We start from the raw sequence: 20,160 nt of genomic DNA on the forward strand, positions 1-20,160 counted from the left end.
AGGTATTGACTGACAAGAGAATCTCTCGAAAACATGGCTCTCAACCCACGGAATTGAATCAACAAAATGTGGGGCAAGGGGTTCGAGATGGTTCTGAAGCAGTCTGTATCGATCATGGCGCTGGCGGGGTCGCTGGTCCTATCCGCCGTGCCGGCGCTGGCACAGCAAGCGTCCAATACCGATCCGGCGACCACCGATGCGGTCGAGCAGTCGGCCGAGACGCGCGCTGCCGCGATCGGCGGACAGCAGGCCGCGGCACCGCAGGAGGATGGCGAGGGCCAGACCCTGGTCGTCACCGGCACGCGCATCCAGCGGCCCAACGTCGCGTCCGCCGCGCCGATCACCTCGGTCACCACGCAGGACATCAAGGCACAGGCGCCGCTGAACGTCGAGGAAGTGCTGAACCGCCTGCCGCAGGTCGCACCGGACAGCCAGCAGAACTATCAGGATTCGGACGGCCGCCAGCGTATCAAGCTGCGCAGCCTGGGCTTCGAGCGCACCCTAGTGCTGATCGACGGCAAGCGCCTGGGTACGCAGAACGGTCAGGACACTGGCATCATCCCGCCCTCGCTGCTGGAGCGGATCGACGTGCTGTCCGGCGGCGCTTCGTCGGTCTACGGCTCGGACGCGGTCGCCGGCGTCGTCAACTTCATCCTGCGCCCCAGCTTCGAGGGCGTCCGGCTGGATGCGAACTACAGCTTCTACAACCACAACAACCGCGACACGCTGGTTTCGCCGATCGCGCGCAACAATTCCTTCACCTCGCCGCGCGGGCTGACCAACGATGGCGGCCGGTCCGACATCACGCTGACCGCCGGCAAGAAGCTGTTCGGCGACGCGCTCAGCCTGATGGGCTTCGTCAACTATCGCCAGGCCGACGTGGTCGACTATTCGGCGCGCTCCAGCTCGCCCTGCCAGCTGGTCGAAAACGGCAAGGACGGTCCGCTGTCCTGCACCCTGTCCACCTACTCGCCCAGCGGCTACATCCAGCCCGCCGGCACCGTGAACAACGGCGCGCAGTTGGTGAACAACCCCAACGGCACGCGCACCTTCGTGCCCTATGGCGCAGGGCCGGGCAACGCCGCCAACCCGTATGACGGCTATTCCTACCAGCGCCAGCTCGAGCGCTGGAACGCCGGCGGCTTCGCCACGCTGCAACTGGGTTCGGATACCGAACTGTACGGCTCGGCGATCTGGTTCCGGGACAAGTCCTACAACCGCTATCCCAACCGCATCCTCAGCTACACCGCCTATGGCACCACGCCGTATCAGGTGAATTGCGACAACCCGTTCCTGTCGGGCACGCAGGCGACGACGCTGTGCGGCGCGCAGGCAGGCTCGGCCACCGCGACCGCGCCGCTCGACGTGCGCTATCGCTTCAACGACCTGCCCTATGTGCTCGACGAATATGTCAACAAGGGCATTCGCGCGACCGCGGGCATCCGCGGCAAGGTGGGCGATGCGTGGACCTATGACGTCGGCGGCGTCTATGCCCGCAACCAGCAGACGATCACCGCAGGCGACATCCCCGATTACACCCGCGTCAACCGGGCGCTCGACGTGGTCAGCGTCAACGGCACGCCCACCTGCCGCTCGGTGGTGAACGGCACCGATCCGTCGTGCGTACCGCTTGACGCGTTCCGCGCCGGCGTGCCCGGTGCCGCGGTGATGAACTACCTGCTGACCGGCGACCTCCAGTCGCAGGGCAGCGTCGGCGAGCTGTGGGACGTCGTCACCAGCGTGACCGGCGATCTCGGCAAATACGGCGTCACCTCGCCTTTCGCGGAGGACGGCCTGGCCATCGCGCTCGGCGCCGAATATCGCAAGGACAGCTTCCGCGGCTATGCCAACGACCTGTTCCGCCAGTTGAACGGCGGCGAGGACTTCTCGACCTCGCAGGACGTGTGGGAATCGAACATCGAGGTGCAGGCGCCGCTCGTGCAGCGTAAGCCGTTCGCCCATCTGTTGCAGGTCAACGGCGGCTTCCGCGTCTCGAAGTACAGCTCCAACCCGCAGACCTTCAACACCTGGAAGGCCGAGGCGCTGTGGGCGCCGGTGTCGGACCTGACCTTCCGCGCCTCGTTCAACAAAGCGCAGCGCGCGCCGACCGTGATCGAGATCCGCCAGGCGCAGAACATCAGCTACGGCACGCAGGGCGGCTCGCAGAACGACTTCTGCGCGCCCACCCGCACCACCGATCCGGCCACCGGCCAGGTCGTGTACGGCACGCCCATCGCCTCGCGCGAAGTGTGCCGCGCCACCGGCCTGTCGGACGCCCTGTACGGCAGCACCTCGCTCATCTGCCCGAACGACCAGTGCACCACCCGCTCGGGCGGCTTCGTCGCCGACCCCGAAACCGCCTACACCCAGACCTATGGCCTCGTCGTGAAGCCCAGCTTCATCCGCGGCCTGATCTTCTCGGTCGATCGCTACCGCATCAAGATCAACGACTCGCTGGGCTATAACGACTACAGCTACTACACCGACGGCTGCCTGCGCTCGGGCGGCGACCCGTTCTTCTGCTCGGGCATCGTCCGCAACGCCGCCGGCAACCTCTTCTCGCCGGGCGCGACGAACCCGACCAGCGGCTTCATCCGTCAGGGCACCACCAACTACTACCAGTCCATCGCCCGCGGCTGGGACTTCCAGAGCCAATACACGCTGAACGCGGGCGGCGCCGGCCGCTTCGACTTCAACTTCAACGGCTCGCTGACCACCTTCGCCGGTGGCCAGGACTCGCCGATCCAGCCGCAGCGCAACTGCGTGGGCTATTATGGTAATGGTTGCGGCCAGTTGCTGCCCAAGTGGTCGCATAATTTCCGCACCACCTGGAGCACGCCGGACAACGTCTTCAACGCCTCGTTCAACTGGCGCTATGTCGGCTCGCTGACCAGCGCCAACAATTCGGGCGACGAGGCGATCGGCGGCACGCCGGAGCGGGCACGCGCCACCTTCTACCGCATCGATCCGCAGAGCTATTTCGATCTGGCGCTGACCTTCAACATCGCCCGCCAGTTCGCATTCCGGATCATCGCGAACAACCTGTTCGACAAGGTGCCGCCGATCCTGCCGAACTCGTACGACATCGCGCTGGCACGCAACAACACCATCCCCGCGCGCTACGACTCGTTGGGCCGCCAGATCGCGATCGGCACCACGATCAACTTCTGATTCCTTCCAAAAAGCTCCCCCCTCGACCTGCCGGCACCCCTCGCCGGCAGGTCTTTTTTTTGCCCGCGTTGCGAAGGTGCCACACCGATCCATCGGGTCGTGATCGTTGTCGTTCGTTGAAAAGGCAGGAATTATCCTGCCAAGACATTTTGCACGGCCGGTCGGCAAAAATGCAAAATATGACTGATAATCAATTTGTTGTGATGTGATCTTTTGAAAGATTGTCAGCATTTCCTGAATAGGACAAGTCCACTGCTGCACATGTATTACATCGGTATTGACGAGGTGCCGTAATATCCCGGACATCTTGCCCAAGCCGCAGCACAAAGCACTGCCGGTAAAACAGGGGAAGACATGCTCAAGCAATCGGTATCATCGCTTGCGCTGGCCAGCGCGTTGATGATGTTCGCCGTACCCGCCTGGGGTGCGCAGACGACCAGCCCGTCCACACAGACCTCCAACGACGACGCAGACGGTGATGATGCCGATCAGGGGGGCAGCGCACAGGGATCGCTCGCCGCCGAAGCGGCCGACACCCGCGCCGCCGCGATCCGCGGACAGGCCACCGCGACCGACGACGGCGTGCTGATCGTCACCGGCACGCGCATCGCCCGGCCGAACACCAGCTCCGCCTCACCGATCACCTCGGTCACCGCACAGGATATCCAGGCACAGGGTCCGCTGAACGTTGAGGAGGTGCTGAACCGCCTGCCGCAGATCGCGCCGGACAGCCAGCAGAACTACCAGGACTCGGACGGCCGCCAGCGCCTCAAGCTGCGCAACCTGGGCTTCGAGCGTACGCTGGTGCTGCTCGACGGCAAGCGACTCGGCACGCAGAACGGACAGGATACGAACATCATTCCCGCTTCGTTGCTGGAGCGGATCGACGTGTTGTCGGGCGGTGCCTCGTCGGTGTACGGCTCCGACGCGGTTTCGGGCGTCATCAACTTCATCCTGCGCAAGGATTTCGACGGGCTGCGCATCGATGGCAACTACAACTTCTACAACCATAATAATCGCGAAACATTTGTCACGCCGCTGGCACGTACCAACGGCTTCGCGACGCCACTTGGCCTGACCAACGATGGCGGCCGCGCCGACATCACCATCACCGCGGGCAAGAAGATGCTGGACGATCGTCTGCGCGTCTCGACCTTCTTCAACTATCGCACCGCGGATCAGGTCAACTATTCCGACCGTTCCTATTCGCCCTGCTACATCCAGGAAACCGTTCGCAACGGTCCCGTGGCCTGCACGCCGCTGTCGAGCTATTCGTCCAGCGGCTTCATCCTGCCGCGCGGCGGCCCGACCGCGGGGCAGTCGTTCGTCAACAACCCGAACGGTTCGCGCACCTTTGTCGCCTTTGGGCCGGGGCGCGGCAATGCGGCCAACCCCTATGAGTTCACGCCGCTCCAGCGCGAGTCGGAGAGCTTCACCGGCGGCGCCTTCTTCAACTTCAAGATCGCGCCGGAGGTGGAGGTCTACGCCGACGCGCTCTGGTTCCGCAACGAATCGCGCAACGGGTCGCCGCTGCGGGTCTACAGTTCCACGGTCTTCGGCTCGACGCCCTATCAGGTGAACTGCGACAATCCGTTCCTGTCGGGCAGCCAGGCGAATACCCTGTGCGGCACCAATGCCGGGCGGGCGGGGACGTTCGCGCCGCTGGACGTGCGCTATCGTTTCGATGGTCAGCCGCTTCAGACCAATACCTTCACCAACAAGGGTATTCGGGCCACCGGCGGCGTGCGCGGCAATGTTGGCGAGGCGTGGACGTATGACATCGGCGGTGTCTATGCGTTCAACCGCATGGATACGGCCTACGCCCGGTTCTCGGACCCGGTTCGCGTCAACCGCGCACTGGACGTGGTGAACGTGAACGGCACTCCGACCTGCCGTTCGGTGGTGACGGGCACCGATCGCGCCTGTCTTCCCTTTGATGCCTTCCGCGCTGGCTTCAACGATACCGCGGCGATCAACTATATGTTCGGCGGGGCTACCGACGGCGCCGTCAACAGTGGCGGCGAACTGTACAACGTCATCTCCACCGTCACCGGCGACCTTGGCAAATACGGCATCACCTCGCCCTGGGCGGAAGACGGCCTCGCGATCGCGCTGGGTGCGGAATATCGCGAGGACCGGTTCTTCTCCGGTGCGAACGAGGCATACCGTGTGCAATATGGGAACAACGAAGCCGATCTTCGCCAGCATGTCTGGGAATCGAACATCGAGATCCAGGCACCGTTGATGCAGGACCGGCGCTTCGCGCATCTGTTGCAGGCGAATGGCGGCTTCCGCGTGTCGAAGTACAGCACCAACCCCTCGGTCTTCACCACCTGGAAGGTGGAGGGGCTCTACGCCCCGGTCCGCGACATCACCTTCCGCGCATCCTACAACAAGGCGCAGCGCGCCCCGACCGTGATCGAGATCCGGCAGGCGACGCAGCAGACGTACCGCACCTTGGCCGTGACGGACTTCTGCGCCCCGACCGTCAATGCCAACGGCACGCGCGGCGCACCGATCGCCTCGCGCGAGGTCTGTCGCGCGACCGGCCTGTCCGACGCGCTGTATGGCAGCGAAACCCTGATCTGCCCGGACAATACATGCACCGCGCGATCGGGCGGCTGGACCGCCGACCCGGAAACCGCCTACACGCTGACCTATGGACTGGTACTCCAGCCCAGCTTCATTCCGGGCCTGTTCTTCTCGGTCGATCGCTACCAGATCCGCCTCAACGGTTCGCTGGGGTATCAGGAAGCGAGCTATTTCGCCGAAGGGTGCGTGGCGTCGAACGGCGATCCGTTCTTCTGCCGCGGCGTCGTACGTGATCCGGTGACCGGCATCCTGTACAATGCCCCGGGTACCAACCCCACGTCGGGCTTCTTCCGCGAGGGCACGACCAATCTGTACAGGACGCTGGGCAATGGCTGGGACTTCCAGGGCCAGTACACCTTGCGCATGCAGCAGGCGGGACGCATCGACCTGAACTTCAACGGCTCGCTGACCACGCTCGCTGGTGCTCAGGATTCGCCGTTGCGTCCACAATATAACTGCGCCGGCTATTTCTCGAACGGCGTCGCTTGCGGTCAGTTGATCCCGAAATGGTCGCACACGATGCGCACCACCTACACGACGCCCGATTCGGTGTTCAACATCTCGTTCAACTGGCGCCACACCGGGCCGCTCACCAGCGCGGACAATTCGGGCGATCCGACGATCGGCGGCACCGCGGCACGCCGGCGCACCACCTATTTCCGCATCGGTGCGCAGGACTTCTTCGACGTATCCATGGCGTTCAACGTGTCGCGGCAGTTCGCGCTGCGCCTTGCTGCGAACAACGTATTCGATCGCGATCCGCCGATCATCCAGAACTCGCGTCAGGCCGCGTTGACCTTCAACAACACGCTGCCGCAGCGTTATGACGCGCTGGGTCGCCAGATCGTCATCGGCGCGACGATGAACTTCTGACGTCGTTCACGCACCGATCGCGGTATTGGGAATGAGAAGGGGCCTGTCGGCATGTGCCGGCGGGCCCTTTTTTGCGGCCGCCGCCGCTCCGCGCGTTAACTCGCCCTTGATGGATCCTGATCCAGTTCACCCTTGGCACACAAAAGTTTTCGGGGGCGATACGACGTGAATTCTCTGCCAATATCCAAGAAGATCGGCGGAGCCTTTGCGCTCGTCGTGTTGGGCGTGCTTGTCATGATGGCGGTGCTGTGGGGCGCCTTCGCCAGGATCGAGTCGACCAGCCACCGCAGCGTTCTGGCACAGGACATCTTTACCGAGGCGCTGGCGATGGAGATCGCCATCCTGCGCCAGAACAGCCAAGTGCGCGGCTTTCTCATCACGCGCGACGAGAATTATCTGAAGCAATATCGCGAAGCGCGCGAGGATGGCATCGCGTCCGCCGACAAGCTGCAGGCGATGCTGAAGCAGCAACCCGAACAGGCGCGTCAGGTGGCCAGTTCGGCCGCCAAGATCGCCGACTGGCGCCAGCAGATCGGCGAGCCGCTGATCGCGCAGGCGCGTACCGATCCGGCCGCTGCGCAGGAGGTGCTGCGTGCGTCCAGCAAGACCGTGACGATGCTCCCCGTCCTGGCGCCACTCCGCGCGCTGCGCGCCGACCAGGCCGAGCATATGGTGGCGGCGCGTGACATGCGCGATGCCGCGATCAGCACCGGGCGCTGGGCGCTGGTTCTGGGCGGCCTTGCCCTGCTGGGGGCGGCGATCACCCTGTCGGTCCTGCTTGCCCGCTCGCTGGCGCGGCCGATCGTGCGGCTGACCGGCGTCATGGACACGCTGGCGCGCGGCAATCACGGCGTCACCGTCGCCGACGAGGCGCGCGGGGACGAGATCGGCGTGATGTCGCGCTCGGTGGTGGTGTTCCGCGATGCCGCGGTCGCCAAGGCGCGCGCCGATGCCGAGCAGCAGATGGTGGTCGATCAGGTCGGCGCCGCGCTGGCGCAACTCGCCGAATCCGATCTGCGTGCCCGGCTTCAGGACTTTCCGGCATCCTATGCCTCGCTGGAACGCGACTTCAACACCGCCGTCTCGCGCTTGTCCGCAGCTTTGGCGGGTGTGCGCGGCAACACCAGCGGCATCGCCGCCAGCACCGCCGAAATGCATGCCGCCACCGACGACCTCGCGCGCCGCGCCGAACAACAGGCGGCCAGCCTGGAGGAAAGCTCGGCCGCGATCAACGAGATCGCCGGTGCCGTCCGCCAGACCGCCGATCAGGCGCGCGCCGCCGAGACGATCGTGCACAAGGCGAGCCGCGACGTGAACACCAGCGAGGAGATCGTGCGCCGCACCGTCGCCGCGATCGGCGACATCGAACGCTCGTCCAACGAAATCGCCGAGATCATCGCGCTGATCGACGGATTGTCCTTCCAGACCAACCTCCTCGCGCTCAACGCCGGGGTCGAGGCGGCACGCGCCGGCGAGGCGGGTAAGGGCTTCGCCGTTGTCGCGTCCGAGGTGCGCGCGCTGGCCGAACGCTCGGCAGAAGCGGCGCGCGACATCAACGCGCGCATCACCGCCACCGTGCAGCGCGTGCGCAGCGGCGTCGACCTGGCGCAGCAGACGGACCAGTCGCTGCGTGCGATCACCACCGGCATCAACGAGATCGCGACCTTCGTCACCGCCATTGCGGGCAGCGCGGGGGAGCAGGCGGCCAGCATCCAGCAGGTGAACCTGGCGATCGGCGAGATGGACACCGCGACGCAGGCGAATGCGGCGATGGTCGAGGAGGTGACCGCCGCCGTCCGCGCCCTGACCGACGAGACCGGCATGCTCGAACAACAGGTCCACCGCTTCCGCGTGGACGACCAGGACGCCCCGGCGCCCGTCGCCCCGCGTGCCCCAGCGCCGGTCGCGAAGATGCCGTCACCACGCACCGCCCGCCCGGCGCGCGTACAGGGCAACGCCGCCCTGAAGCTCGACGACGACGACTGGAGCGCGTTTTAGGATGGGGATGACGAGGGTGGCCCATCCGCCACCCTCGTAACGCAGGTGATCGCTTCCTATCTTCCGGCTCTGGCCTCCCGAGCGGAACGGAAGTAGAACTCGCCTCATGTCCCTGACCAAGATTTCGGTGCGCGGCGCGCGCGAGCATAACCTCAAGGATGTCGATATCGACATCCCCCGCGACACGCTGACGGTCATCACCGGCCTGTCGGGCTCGGGCAAGTCCAGCCTCGCCTTCGACACCATCTATGCCGAGGGGCAGCGCCGCTATGTCGAGTCGCTGTCGGCCTATGCGCGCCAGTTCCTGGAGCTGATGCAGAAGCCCGACGTCGATCATATCGAGGGCCTGTCGCCCGCCATCTCGATCGAGCAGAAGACGACCAGCCGCAATCCGCGCTCGACGGTGGCGACCGTCACCGAGATCTACGATTACATGCGCCTGCTCTGGGCGCGCGTCGGCATTCCCTATTCGCCCGCCACCGGCGAGCCGATCGCCGCGCAGCAGGTCAGCCAGATGGTCGACCGGGTGATGGCGCTGCCGGAGGGGACGCGCCTCTACCTCCTCGCCCCCGTCGTGCGCGGCCGCAAGGGCGAGTATCGCAAGGAGCTGGCCGAGTGGCAGAAGGCGGGCTTCACCCGCGTGCGCATCGACGGCGAGCTTTACGACATCGAGGAAGCCCCCGCGCTCGACAAGAAGTTCAAGCACGACATCGAGGTGGTGGTCGACCGCCTCGTCGTGCGCGGCGACCTTGCCACGCGCCTTGCCGACAGTTTCGAGACCGCGCTGAAGCTGGCCGACGGCCTCGCCTATGTCGACCCGGCCGATCCGGTCGAGCCGACCACGCCCAAGTCCGCGGTCCTCGGCGACCATGCGCCGCCGGGCCGCATCGTCTTTTCCGAACGCTTTGCATGCCCCGTCTCGGGCTTCACCATTTCCGAGATCGAGCCGCGCCTCTTCTCGTTCAACGCGCCACAGGGCGCGTGCCCGGCCTGCGACGGCCTGGGCGAGACGCTGCTCTTCGACGAGGATCTCGTCGTCCCCAATCACGACCTGTCGATCAAGAAGGGCGCGGTCGTGCCCTGGGCCAAGTCCAATCCACCCAGCCCCTATTATATGCAGGTATTGGGCAGCCTCGCGCGCGAGTTCGGCTTCGCGCTCGACACCGCCTGGAAGGATCTCGACCCCAAGGTCCAGTCCATCATCCTGCACGGCACCAAGGGCAAGGCGGTCACGCTGACCTTTGTCGACGGCAAGAAGTCCTATGACGTGAAGAAGCCGTTCGAGGGCGTGATCGGCAACCTCAACCGCCGCATGCTCCAGACCGAGAGCGCCTGGATGCGCGAGGAACTGTCCAAATACCAGTCCTCCAAGCCTTGCGACACCTGCCACGGCGCCCGCCTCAAGCCCGAGGCGCTGGCGGTGAAGATCGCCGGCAGGGACATCGCACACGGCACCCGCCTGTCGGTGGTCGATGCGCTCGCCTTCTTCACCGACATGCCGAACCACCTGTCGGACCAGCAGCGCGCGATCGCCGAACGCATCCTGAAGGAGATCGTCGAGCGGCTCGGCTTTCTCAACAATGTCGGCCTCGATTACCTGAACCTCGACCGTACCTCGGGTACGCTGTCGGGCGGTGAGAGCCAGCGCATCCGCCTTGCCTCGCAGATCGGCTCCGGGCTGTCCGGCGTCCTCTACGTGCTCGACGAGCCCTCGATCGGCCTGCACCAGCGTGACAACGACATGCTGCTCGCCACGCTCCGCCGCCTGCGCGACCTCGGCAACACCGTGCTGGTCGTCGAGCATGACGAGGATGCGATCCGCACCGCCGACTACGTCATCGACATGGGGCCGGGCGCCGGCGTCCATGGCGGCGAGATCGTCGCGCACGGCACGTTGAAGCAGCTGCTCAAGTCGAAAACTTCGATCACCGCCGACTACCTCAACGGCACGCGCGAGGTCGTCGTCCCGCCCAAGCGGCGCAAGGGCTCGGGCAAGCAGCTGACCGTGCACAATGCCACCGCCAACAACCTGACCGGCGTCACCGCGTCGATCCCGCTCGGCACCTTTACCTGCATCACCGGCGTGTCGGGTTCGGGCAAGTCGAGCTTCACCATCGACACGTTATATGCCGCCGCCGCACGCCAGTTGAACGGCGCGCGCATCCTGCAGGGCAAGCACGACAAGATCACCGGGCTTCAGCATCTCGACAAGGTCATCGACATCGACCAGTCGCCGATCGGCCGCACCCCGCGATCGAACCCGGCGACCTATACCGGCGCCTTCACCCAGATCCGCGACTGGTTCGCGGGGCTCCCGGAATCGCAGGCGCGCGGTTACAAGCCCGGCCGCTTCTCCTTCAACGTAAAGGGCGGGCGGTGCGAGGCGTGCCAGGGCGACGGCGTGCTGAAGATCGAGATGCACTTCCTCCCCGACGTCTATGTCACCTGCGACGTGTGCCACGGCGCGCGCTACAATCGCGAGACGCTGGAGGTGAAGTTCAAGGGCAAGTCGATCGCCGACGTGCTCGACATGAACGTCGAGGATGCCGCCGCCTTCTTCGTCAACGTGCCGCCGATCCGCGACAAGATGGCGATGCTGGTCGAGGTGGGCCTGGGCTATGTCAAGGTCGGCCAGCAGGCGACGACGTTGTCGGGCGGCGAGGCGCAGCGCGTGAAGCTCGCCAAGGAACTCGCCCGCCGCGCCACCGGCAACACGCTCTACATCCTCGACGAGCCCACCACCGGCCTGCATTTCGAGGATGTCCGCAAACTGCTGGAGGTGCTCCACGCGCTGGTCGAACAGGGCAACACCGTGGTGGTGATCGAACATAATCTGGATGTGATCAAAACCGCCGACTGGATCGTCGACCTGGGACCGGAAGGCGGCGTCAAGGGCGGTGAGATCGTCGCCGCCGGCACCCCCGAAACCGTCGCTGCGGAGCCCCGCAGCTACACCGGCAAATATCTGAAGCCGTTGCTCGACAAGGGCACGCAGGCCCAAGCCGCCGAGTAACATCTAATCCCTCTCCCCTCCGGGAGCATCAGGTAAACAGCGCCCCGCGCTGTTTAGTCCATGCCGGGGGCATGGACGACCTGATGCTGGAAGGGGCCCGCTGCCGCTAGGCAGTGGGAAGGGTGAGGGGCAGACCAGCAGTGTAGCGCTGCCTGGCAACCCCTCACCCTCCCCACGGCTACGCCGCGGGTCCCCTCCCTCTCCCCGCGGGGGAGAGGGCAAGTGCGCCTCGACCCATCGTCCCCCCACGACGACCCGTGCCGGCCGCCAGCCAATCCCGCCATGTCGATGCATCAAACCCCTCCCACCCGCGTTCTTCCACCCGCAAGCCATCACCGTGGAGGAAGAATTGAGCATCTTCGGCAAGATCAAGACCGCCATTTTCGGCGAACACGGCCCCCTTGGCGGCCAGTTCAGCGGGCGCAAGACCACCCCGCCGCAAACCACGGCCGCGGAGTCGCATCCCGCCAGCCCGCCGCCGCCCCAGGCACCGTCGAGCCCCGCCGCCTCCGCCACACCCGCCGCCGCCGCTCCCGCGCAGGCGGTCGATGTAGAGCAGGTGCTGACCGGCATCGCCCAGTCCAAGGGCAATCCGAACCTCAACTGGCGGACGTCGATCGTCGACCTGATGAAGCTGCTCGATCTCGATTCCAGCCTCGACAACCGCAAGGAACTGGCCACCGAACTCGGCTATAGCGGTGCCAAGGACGGCTCGGCCGAAATGAACATCTGGCTGCACAAGGCCGTGATGCGTGAGCTGGAAAAGTCGGGTGGCCGTGTGCCGGCCAGCCTGAAGGACTGATCGCCGCCGGGCGCCTCGCCCGAAAGGGGCGGGGTGCCGCCGGAACTTCATCCCCCGACGGCCCGTTCGTGGGGCTGTTACGGAAGGAAAAATCCATGCCAAACAAAACCTTGGGTCGCTCGGCCGGCCTTGGTCTCGGCGGCTTTGCGGTGGCGGCCATTGCCTGGGTCGTCGGCACCCGCTTTGTGCCCGAACTGCCCCCCATCCAGCCGGCCGCCAAGCGCGACACCGACACGGCGAGCAGCGCCACCGGCGGCACTGCCGCACCGCTCGGCGGTGACCGCGATCCGCGCACCGCGCTCGATGCCAATCTGCCCAGCGGCCAGGCCGAGGCGGAAAAGCATTTCCATAACCAGACGCCCAATCCGGCCGCCGAACACGTCCCCACCGACCTGATGGGCGACCGCCACCCCGGCAACACCGATCGCGCGGTCGCGGCCTTCCGCCCCGATCCCACCGCGACCCCGACGGAGCAGGAAAAGGAGGCGTTGCGCCCCGCCACCGGTCCGGCCCCGACGCTGGTCGCCGATCGCGGCAGCGGCTTTTCGGAAGGCGCCGGCGCCGCCTGACGGCCGGGCAGGGGTCGCGACACCGCGGCCCCGCCAAGGAGAGGATGTTCCCATGAACTACAAGACGATCAGCTTCGGCCTCGGCCTGTTCTCCGTGGCACTCGGCCTGGCCGAAACGCTGGCACCAAAGCGCATCACCAGCGCGCTGGACAGCGAAGGCCATGAAACACTGGTGCGCAATTTCGGCCTGCGCGAGCTGGCCGCGGGTGCCGCACTGCTCACCGCCCCGGCGGCCGCGACCAATGTTTGGGGCCGTGTCGCCGGCGACGCGCTAGACATCGGCGCGCTCGGTCTTGCTGCGCGTTCAAATCCGCGCAACGGCGCCGTCTGGGGCGCGCTCGGCCTTGTTCTCGGCATCACGCTGGTTGACCTGCTCACCGCCCGCGGGCTGGATGCGCAGACGGGCAAGACCTCCCCCCGCCGCGAACACGCGACCATCTAAGAGCAAGCTGCGGCCAATCCGATCCACCCCGCTCACCCTCACCCTTCCGCGGCTGCGCCGCTCCCTCCAGCATCGGGTCGGTCATGCCCCCGGTATGACCTGCACAGTGCGGGGCACTGTTCACTCGATGCTCCCGGTGAGAGAGGGAGAAGACGCGGCAGGCGGCAAAGGACGAGGACGACCACGTCTGATCGAATTCGACCCTAACCTCCCCGTTCGTCTCGAGTAATCGTCGAGTAGCGGCAAAGCCGCGTGTCGAGACGATGTATCGAGAGACATGCCGCCGCGTGCGGCGCAAACTCGACACGCTCCGTCTGCGCTATCCGACACGAACGGGCCGTGCCGCCGCCCTGCCGCAACGCCAAGCGTCCTGCCTGTAGCTAGAGCGGTTTCCGACCGATCTGCGTCATCGTGATTGCATCAGGAAGGCTGCTGGCTAGGAGCGGCGCGAAGCAGGGGCTGGTCTGCCCCTGCGAGCGTCGCGACGACGTCCAGCGGCCTTCCTGATGCAACCCCTTCGGGGCGGGCCGATTTTTGGCCCAGGGCCACGTCGCTCGTCGGTCACGATGCCCCGGCATCGCTCCGCTCCTCGCTTCTTGCCCTGAACCAAAATCGGCTCCGTCACGATGGCGCAGATCGGTCGGAAACCGCTCTAGCGTCGGATATGGGACACTTTCATGCGCTATAGCATCAGGCCTTCAACCTGATCCGTTCGTGCTGAGCGAAGTCGAAGCACAGTCACGTGCGCACAGCCTTCAACGTCGCTCAAGGCCAAGCGGATGTCGGGTCAGGGTTCGAGCATGATGCTTCAAGGTGCCGGGATGCCGCCCCTCACGTCAGCGAGGATTTGCGTGGCACCGTCTCGTCCGCCTGCGGCTGCCCGCGGTCCAGCGTGTCGCTCGGCCGCCGTGCGTCGCCGTCCTGCTGATGCTCGGTCGACAGGTTGGGCCGCTCCGTCTCGGTCGTCGGCTTGATCGCGTCATCGTCCATGATCTGGCTCCTCCTGGACCTTCAACCGCCAAGCTGAACGAAGTCTCCACGACTGCCACAGCCTGCGACACTTTTGCGGGAAAGTCGGGACAGGTCTGCGACGAACGGCGCCCATATGGTCATCAGGCCAAGATCACATGGCCGCGTAACCAAGGAGTAGACCCATGAAAGCCATCATCGCCGCCACCCTCGGGTTCGCCGCGCTGCTCCCCGCCGCCGCACAGGCCCAGCGTTGGGAGCCGATCAACGCACGCCAGGCCAATCTGGAGCGGCGCATCGATCAGGGCATTCGCGCCGGCACGCTGAACCGTCGCGAGGCGGATCGCCTGCGCGTTCAGTTCCGCGATCTCGATCGGCTGGAACAGCGGTATCGCCGCAGCGGCGGTGGCCTGACCCGCGCCGAGCGGACCGATCTCAATCGTCGCTACGACGTGCTGTCGCAGCGGGTCCGCTTCCAGAAGCAGGATCGCCAGCAGCGCCGCTGGTAAAGCGCGGCAGCGGCTGGCCGACATCCCGCCACCGGTCGAGGATCTGCCCGGAGGCGGGCAACCGGTCACCGGCCGGCGGCGGGGCAGGAGCCGCCGCACCGCGTGGCCCGGCGGGTGCCTCCGCTGTCGCGACGGGGGTCGCACCGGGCAGCGGCGGTATCTCGACCGGCACCGCCGGGGCGACCTCCGCCTCGCCCGGCGCCCCGCCGCCCGGCGCCGGGCCACCCGGCATCGGCTCCCCGCCTGCATAACGCTGCGTAAAGGCGGCCGCCGTGCCCCAATATCCCTTCCACCGATGGAAGAAATGCGCGCCCACCACATCCGTCATCACCAGTGACCGTGCCCAGGACGGGCTGACCGCATAGGTGTGATAATGGGTGGCCAGCCCGACGCCGGCGAACACGCCGCCGGCCAGCGCCCCCGCCGCGGCCCGCGTCGCACGCGCCCAGCCGCTCGCCGACGGTGCCCGGCCCAGCGCCCCGTCGCAGGCGAAGCTGAACTGGCACCCCGCCTGCGCCGATCCCTGATAGACCACGCCGCACACGCTGGCCGGAAAGGCCGGATGCCGCACGCGGTTCAGCACCACCTGCGCCACCGCGCGCTCTCCGGCGTCGCTCTCGCCGCCCGCTTCGTAATAGATCGCCGCGGTCAGGCATTGCAGAGCGCGGGCGCGGTCGACGGCGCTCGCCGCCCCCCAGCGAAACGGCGGGGCGGGCGTCACGCCGGCATCGCCACGGTCGATCACGCCGGCGGGCAGGGGCGGCAGGTCGGCCGTCCCGGTGGCCCGGCCGGGCGCCGGTGGGGTGGGCGCCGCAGCCTCCTCCACGGACCGCTGGACCGCCACCCGGGGCACCGCCGCCGCCGGCGGGCGCAGCGCCAGTCCCAGCGCGACCAGCAGCAGCAGGCCGACCAGCACCAGCCAACCCGCCAGCATTCGGCGCAGGGTGGCCCTGGAGACCGTGTACGGTGTGCTGCGACCCATCGGCGCAGTGCTACCGGTAAAAGGTCACCAATTTACCTCATTTCAGGCTGGCGCTGTCCAGATTGACCGCCGCGGCCGGCACCACCTCCACCTGGGGGTAACGTGCCTTCAGCGCCGGCAGGAACTGCCTGGCGTCACCCACCACGACGATGCTCGCCGCCTTGGGATCGAGCAGCGCGGCGGCGGCGGCCTGCACCGCCGCCGGATCCACGCCCTCCACCTTGGCGGTGTAGCGCTGCAACTCGTCCAGGGGTACGGACTGGACGACATAGTCGCCCAACAGGCCGGCGATACCGTCCGTCGTCTCCACCGTGCGCCCGAAATTGCCGACCAGCACCGCCTGCCGCGTGGCGAGTTCGGCCTGGGGCACGGGCGCCTTGCCCAGCTTTTCCATCTCCGCGGAAATCAGCGTAACCACCTCTGCGGCCGACGGATTCTTGGTCTGGGTGCGCGCCGCGACCAGCCCGGGCCTGCGCCCCGCCTGAAGCCCGCTGCTCGCCCCGTACGCCAGCCCCCGCTTGATCCGCACCTCCTGATTCAACCGAGAAGAAAACCCGCCGCCCAGCACGGTGTTGGCGACGGCGAGGGGGTAATAGCGGGCATCGTCACGCGCGATGCCGGGCCGCGCGACAACGACGCCGGCCTGTCCGGCATCGGGCATGTCGACCACCACCACGCGCGGCGCGGGGAAGGCCGCCCGGTCGCCCGGCACCGCGGCCGCAGTGCCCTTGCCCTGCCACGTGCCCAGGTACCGCTCGGCCAGCGTCCGGGCGGCGGCCGGTGTGATGTCGCCGACCAGCACCAGTGCGGCCTGACCGGGCTGCCATGTCCGCTGGTACGCCGCCTTCAGGTCCGCCTGGGTCAGCGTCTTCAACGAGGTCGGGGTACCCTCCAGCGGGGTGCCATATGGTTGGTTGCCGAACACGACGCGGCTGGCGACCAGGCCCGACAGTTGCGCCGGGTTCTTCATCGCGACCGCGACGCCGTCGATCGTCTGCGTGCGTGCCCGCTCGATCTCCTCGGCGGCGAAGGCAGGGTGCGTGGCGACATCGGCCAGGATGGTCATCGCGGGCGCAAGCTGGTCGGAGGTGACGGTCAGGTCGACCGAGGCCCCGTCGCGGCTGGTATCGCTGCCGATCGATCCGCCCAGGCTTTCCACCGCGCGCGCGATCTCGACGGCGGACCGGGTGGTGGTGCCCATCGTCATCAGCCCGGCCGACAGGCTGCTCGCCCCCGCCTTGCCGGCCGGATCGGTCGCGGCGCCACCGACCGCCACCAGCGAGGCGGTGACCAGCGGCAGGTCGTGCCGCTCCACGGTGATGACGCGCAGGCCATTGGTCAGCCGCGTTTCGGCCACCTGCGGCAGCACCGGCTTCACCGGCGCGGCAGGCGGCGGCGGCAGGATGCGCTGTCCGGCGGGTGCCGGCGTGACGATGGCGATGTCGGCGGGTGCGGTCAGCGGGCGGGTGACGACGGTGGGCGCGACCGTCACCGTATCGCCCGTCTTGCCCGTCTGCTCCGGCAGATAGCGCAGCACGGCCGACTGGTTGTCGGCCAGATATTTGCGCGCGACCCGCTGGATGTCCGCGGCGGTGACGCGCTGCACCGCGGCCAGTTGCCTGTCGCTGGCGGTGGGATCGTCGTTGATGATGACGTTCTGCGCCAGCAGGAACGCCTTGCCCTCCGCCGTCTCGCGTCGCTTGATCGCGGCGGTCAGGATCTCGTTCTTGGCCTCGGCCAGTTCGGCCGGCGTGACGGCTTCGTCACGGAAGCGGGCCACCTCGCGGCGCAGCGCCGCCTCGCCGGCCGCGGCGTCCTTGCCGCCTGCCATGATCGCGAACACCGCGTAAGTGCCCGTGCCCGCCCGCGTGTCGAACGAGGTCTGCGCGCTCTGCGCCAGTTCGTCGCGGTAGACGAGGCTGCGATAGAGCCGCGAATTCTCGCCCGTCGCCATGATCGCGTCCAGCACCTGGAGCGCGGGCACGTCCGCATCGCGATCGGGCGGCAATTGCCAGCTCAGCAGGACCGCGGGCAGGGGGGTGTTGGCCTCGTACACCGTGCGGCTGACGGGGTGCTCCCGCGGCGGTTCGGTCACGGTGACGCGCGGGATCTCGCCGGCCGGGCGCTTGATCGGCGCGAAATACTGGTCGACCCAGCCGTTCAGTTGCGCGGGATCGAAATTGCCTGCCACCACCAGGATCGCATTGTCGGGCCGGTAATAGGTGGCGTGAAAGGCGCGCACGTCGTCGATCGTCGCCGAATCGAGATTCGCCACGTCGCCGATCACCCCGCGCGCATAGGGGTGCACCGAATAGCTGATCTCGGGCAGATAGGTCTGGAACAGCTTGCCATAGGGCCGTGCGAAGCCCTGGCGATATTCCTCCTTCACCACGTCGCGTTCCGAGGCGAAGCTGGTCGGCTCCACCACCAGCGATGCCATGCGGTCCGCCTCCGCGAACAACAGCCGCTGCAGATGGTTGGCGGGGATTACCTCGAAATAATTGGTATAGTCGTCGCCGGTCGAGGCGTTGTTGTAGCCGCCGACATCCTCGGTCAGCCGGTCCATCTGTTCCGGCACCAGGTTGCGCGTCGCCTTGAACATCAGATGTTCGAACAGGTGCGCGAAGCCCGAGCGCCCGCGTGGATCGTCGCGCCCGCCGACGTCATACCACACCTGCACCGCTACGTTGGGCGTGGTCGTGTCGCGAATGGCATAGACGCGCAGGCCATTGGCCAGCGTGCGCTCGGTAAAGGGAATGGACGGGATGCGCGCGCTTGCGGCCGGCGGCTGGGGCTGCTCCTGCGCGGAAAGCGTGGCGGGCAGGGTGGCAACGCTCAACAGCAGGGCGGCACGCAAGCAGCGCATCATGTATCCTTTACTTGGGTTTCTTCTTGGACCGGCTGCGATCGGCATAGAGCGCAGCCGCGGCGATCGCGGCGGAACCGATGCCCACGCCAAGACCGATCTTGGCGAGCGGCCAGCGCTTGGCGGCGTCTTCCGCTGCCTCCGCCACGGCCTCGGCGGCGGCGGCGGCATGCGCCTTGGCATCCTTGGCGGCGGCAAGGATCTCGTTGGGGGCGTCGTCGGTACGGTCGGTCATTGCATCTCTCCCGTCGGGTTGCCGGCGTAGCGCGCGCGGAACGCGTTCGCAAAGGCTCTCAAGCGTCCTTCGCTGATGGCGGCGCGCAGATCAGCCATAAGCGTTTCATAGAACCAGATATTATGTTCCGTCATCAACATGGCGCCCAGTATCTCTCCGGCGCGCACGAGGTGATGGAGATAGGCACGACTCCAGGTTCGGCAAACCGGACAGCCGCAGGACGGATCGAGCGGCCCCTGATCCTCGCCGTGCCGGGCATTGCGCAGGTTGAGCGGACCGGTCCGCGTGAACGCCTGGCCGGTGCGGCCCGACCGCGTCGGCAGCACGCAGTCGAACATGTCGATGCCGCGTTCCACCGCGCCGACGATGTCGGTCGGCTTGCCGACTCCCATCAGATAGCGTGGCTTGTCCGCCGGCAACTGCCCCGGCGCGAAATCGAGGCAGCCGAACATCGCCTCCTGCCCCTCGCCGACCGCCAGGCCGCCGACCGCATACCCGTCGAAACCGATATCGATCAGCGCGTCGGCCGACGCCTTGCGCAGCCCCTCGTCCAGCGCGCCCTGCTGGATGCCGAAGATCGCATTATGCTCGGCATGCGCGCCGCCCCCGTCGAACGCATCGCGGCTGCGCTTCGCCCAGCGCATCGAGCGCTCCATCGCGGCGGCCTGTACCTCGCGCGTCGAGGTGGTGGGCACCAGTTCGTCGAACGCCATGACGATGTTCGATCCCAGCAGCCGCTGGATCTCGATCGAGCGTTCCGGGCTGAGCAGATGGCGGGTGCCGTCCAGATGGCTCTTGAACGCGACGCCGTCCTCCGACCGCTTGGTCAGCTCCGCCAGGCTCATCACCTGATAGCCGCCCGAATCGGTCAGGATCGGCTTGTCCCAGCCCATGAAGCCGTGCAGCCCGCCCAGCCGGGCGACGCGTTCGGCACCGGGGCGCAGCATCAGGTGATAGGTATTGCCCAGGATGATGTCCGCGCCCGATGCCGCGACATCGCCGGGCTTCATCGCCTTGACGGTGGCGGCGGTGCCGACCGGCATGAAGGCGGGGGTGCGGATCGTGCCGCGCTCCATCGCGATCGCGCCGGTGCGCGCGGGCCCGTCGGTGGCGTGGATGGAAAAGGCGAAACGGGTCAT

13 protein-coding genes are annotated in these 20,160 nt (G+C 66.9%); 8 read left to right on the forward strand and 5 right to left on the reverse strand.

The annotated features are described in order from the left end of the window. Positions 1-87 precede the first annotated feature (87 nt). The 7 genes from NPJ82_RS02885 (at position 88) to NPJ82_RS02915 (ending at position 13,460) form a co-directional block, all read left to right on the forward strand. The gene (locus NPJ82_RS02885) at positions 88-3,171 is read left to right on the forward strand and encodes a TonB-dependent receptor (RefSeq protein ID WP_342658303.1); all 3,084 of its coding nucleotides are present in this window, start codon (positions 88-90) and stop codon (positions 3,169-3,171) included. 354 nt (positions 3,172-3,525) lie between these two features. Further along, positions 3,526-6,636 carry a TonB-dependent receptor gene (locus NPJ82_RS02890; protein ID WP_342658304.1) on the forward strand — a complete coding sequence of 1,037 codons (3,111 nt, stop codon included), beginning with the start codon at positions 3,526-3,528 and terminating at the stop codon, positions 6,634-6,636. Between the two features lie 165 nt (positions 6,637-6,801). Continuing rightward, a complete protein-coding gene (locus NPJ82_RS02895) occupies positions 6,802-8,634 on the forward strand; it encodes a methyl-accepting chemotaxis protein (protein WP_342658305.1) in 1,833 nt (610 codons plus the stop codon). Between the two features lie 106 nt (positions 8,635-8,740). Further along, a complete protein-coding gene (uvrA, locus tag NPJ82_RS02900) occupies positions 8,741-11,647 on the forward strand; it encodes an excinuclease ABC subunit UvrA (protein WP_342658306.1) in 2,907 nt (968 codons plus the stop codon). A gap of 349 nt (positions 11,648-11,996) precedes the next feature. Further along, positions 11,997-12,449 carry a DUF3597 domain-containing protein gene (locus tag NPJ82_RS02905; RefSeq protein ID WP_342658307.1) on the forward strand — a complete coding sequence of 151 codons (453 nt, stop codon included), beginning with the start codon at positions 11,997-11,999 and terminating at the stop codon, positions 12,447-12,449. Between the two features lie 95 nt (positions 12,450-12,544). Beyond that, positions 12,545-13,018, forward strand: coding sequence for a hypothetical protein (locus tag NPJ82_RS02910; RefSeq protein WP_342658308.1), 474 nt, complete (start codon positions 12,545-12,547; stop codon positions 13,016-13,018). 52 nt (positions 13,019-13,070) lie between these two features. Next, positions 13,071-13,460 carry a hypothetical protein gene (locus tag NPJ82_RS02915; protein ID WP_342658309.1) on the forward strand — a complete coding sequence of 130 codons (390 nt, stop codon included), beginning with the start codon at positions 13,071-13,073 and terminating at the stop codon, positions 13,458-13,460. Between the two features lie 831 nt (positions 13,461-14,291). On the opposite strand, the gene NPJ82_RS02920 is transcribed toward NPJ82_RS02915, so the two are convergent. After that, positions 14,292-14,450: a hypothetical protein gene (locus NPJ82_RS02920; protein ID WP_162843979.1), complete on the reverse strand. Its 159-nt coding sequence runs from the start codon at positions 14,448-14,450 to the stop codon at positions 14,292-14,294. Between the two features lie 164 nt (positions 14,451-14,614). Between NPJ82_RS02920 and NPJ82_RS02925 the strand changes: the two genes are divergently transcribed. Then, a complete protein-coding gene (locus NPJ82_RS02925) occupies positions 14,615-14,938 on the forward strand; it encodes a hypothetical protein (RefSeq protein WP_112381938.1) in 324 nt (107 codons plus the stop codon). Here the strand turns inward: NPJ82_RS02925 and NPJ82_RS02930 are convergent. The 4 genes from NPJ82_RS02930 to tgt form a co-directional block, all read right to left on the reverse strand. Beyond that, positions 14,865-15,872 carry a cell wall hydrolase gene (locus NPJ82_RS02930; RefSeq protein WP_342658310.1) on the reverse strand — a complete coding sequence of 336 codons (1,008 nt, stop codon included), beginning with the start codon at positions 15,870-15,872 and terminating at the stop codon, positions 14,865-14,867. The genes NPJ82_RS02925 and NPJ82_RS02930 overlap by 74 nt on opposite strands. 85 nt (positions 15,873-15,957) lie before the next feature. After that, complete coding sequence (locus NPJ82_RS02935) at positions 15,958-18,789, reverse strand: pitrilysin family protein (protein ID WP_342658311.1); 2,832 nt, start codon at positions 18,787-18,789, stop codon at positions 15,958-15,960. Between the two features lie 7 nt (positions 18,790-18,796). Then, positions 18,797-19,021 carry a hypothetical protein gene (locus tag NPJ82_RS02940; protein ID WP_112381940.1) on the reverse strand — a complete coding sequence of 75 codons (225 nt, stop codon included), beginning with the start codon at positions 19,019-19,021 and terminating at the stop codon, positions 18,797-18,799. Next, positions 19,018-20,160 carry a tRNA guanosine(34) transglycosylase Tgt gene (gene tgt / locus NPJ82_RS02945; protein WP_342658312.1) on the reverse strand — a complete coding sequence of 381 codons (1,143 nt, stop codon included), beginning with the start codon at positions 20,158-20,160 and terminating at the stop codon, positions 19,018-19,020. Before tgt ends, NPJ82_RS02940 begins: the two co-directional genes overlap by 4 nt.

The organism is Sphingomonas sp. NY01, assembly GCF_038809135.1.
In the GTDB taxonomy this organism is placed as follows: domain Bacteria; phylum Pseudomonadota; class Alphaproteobacteria; order Sphingomonadales; family Sphingomonadaceae; genus Sphingomonas; species Sphingomonas carotinifaciens.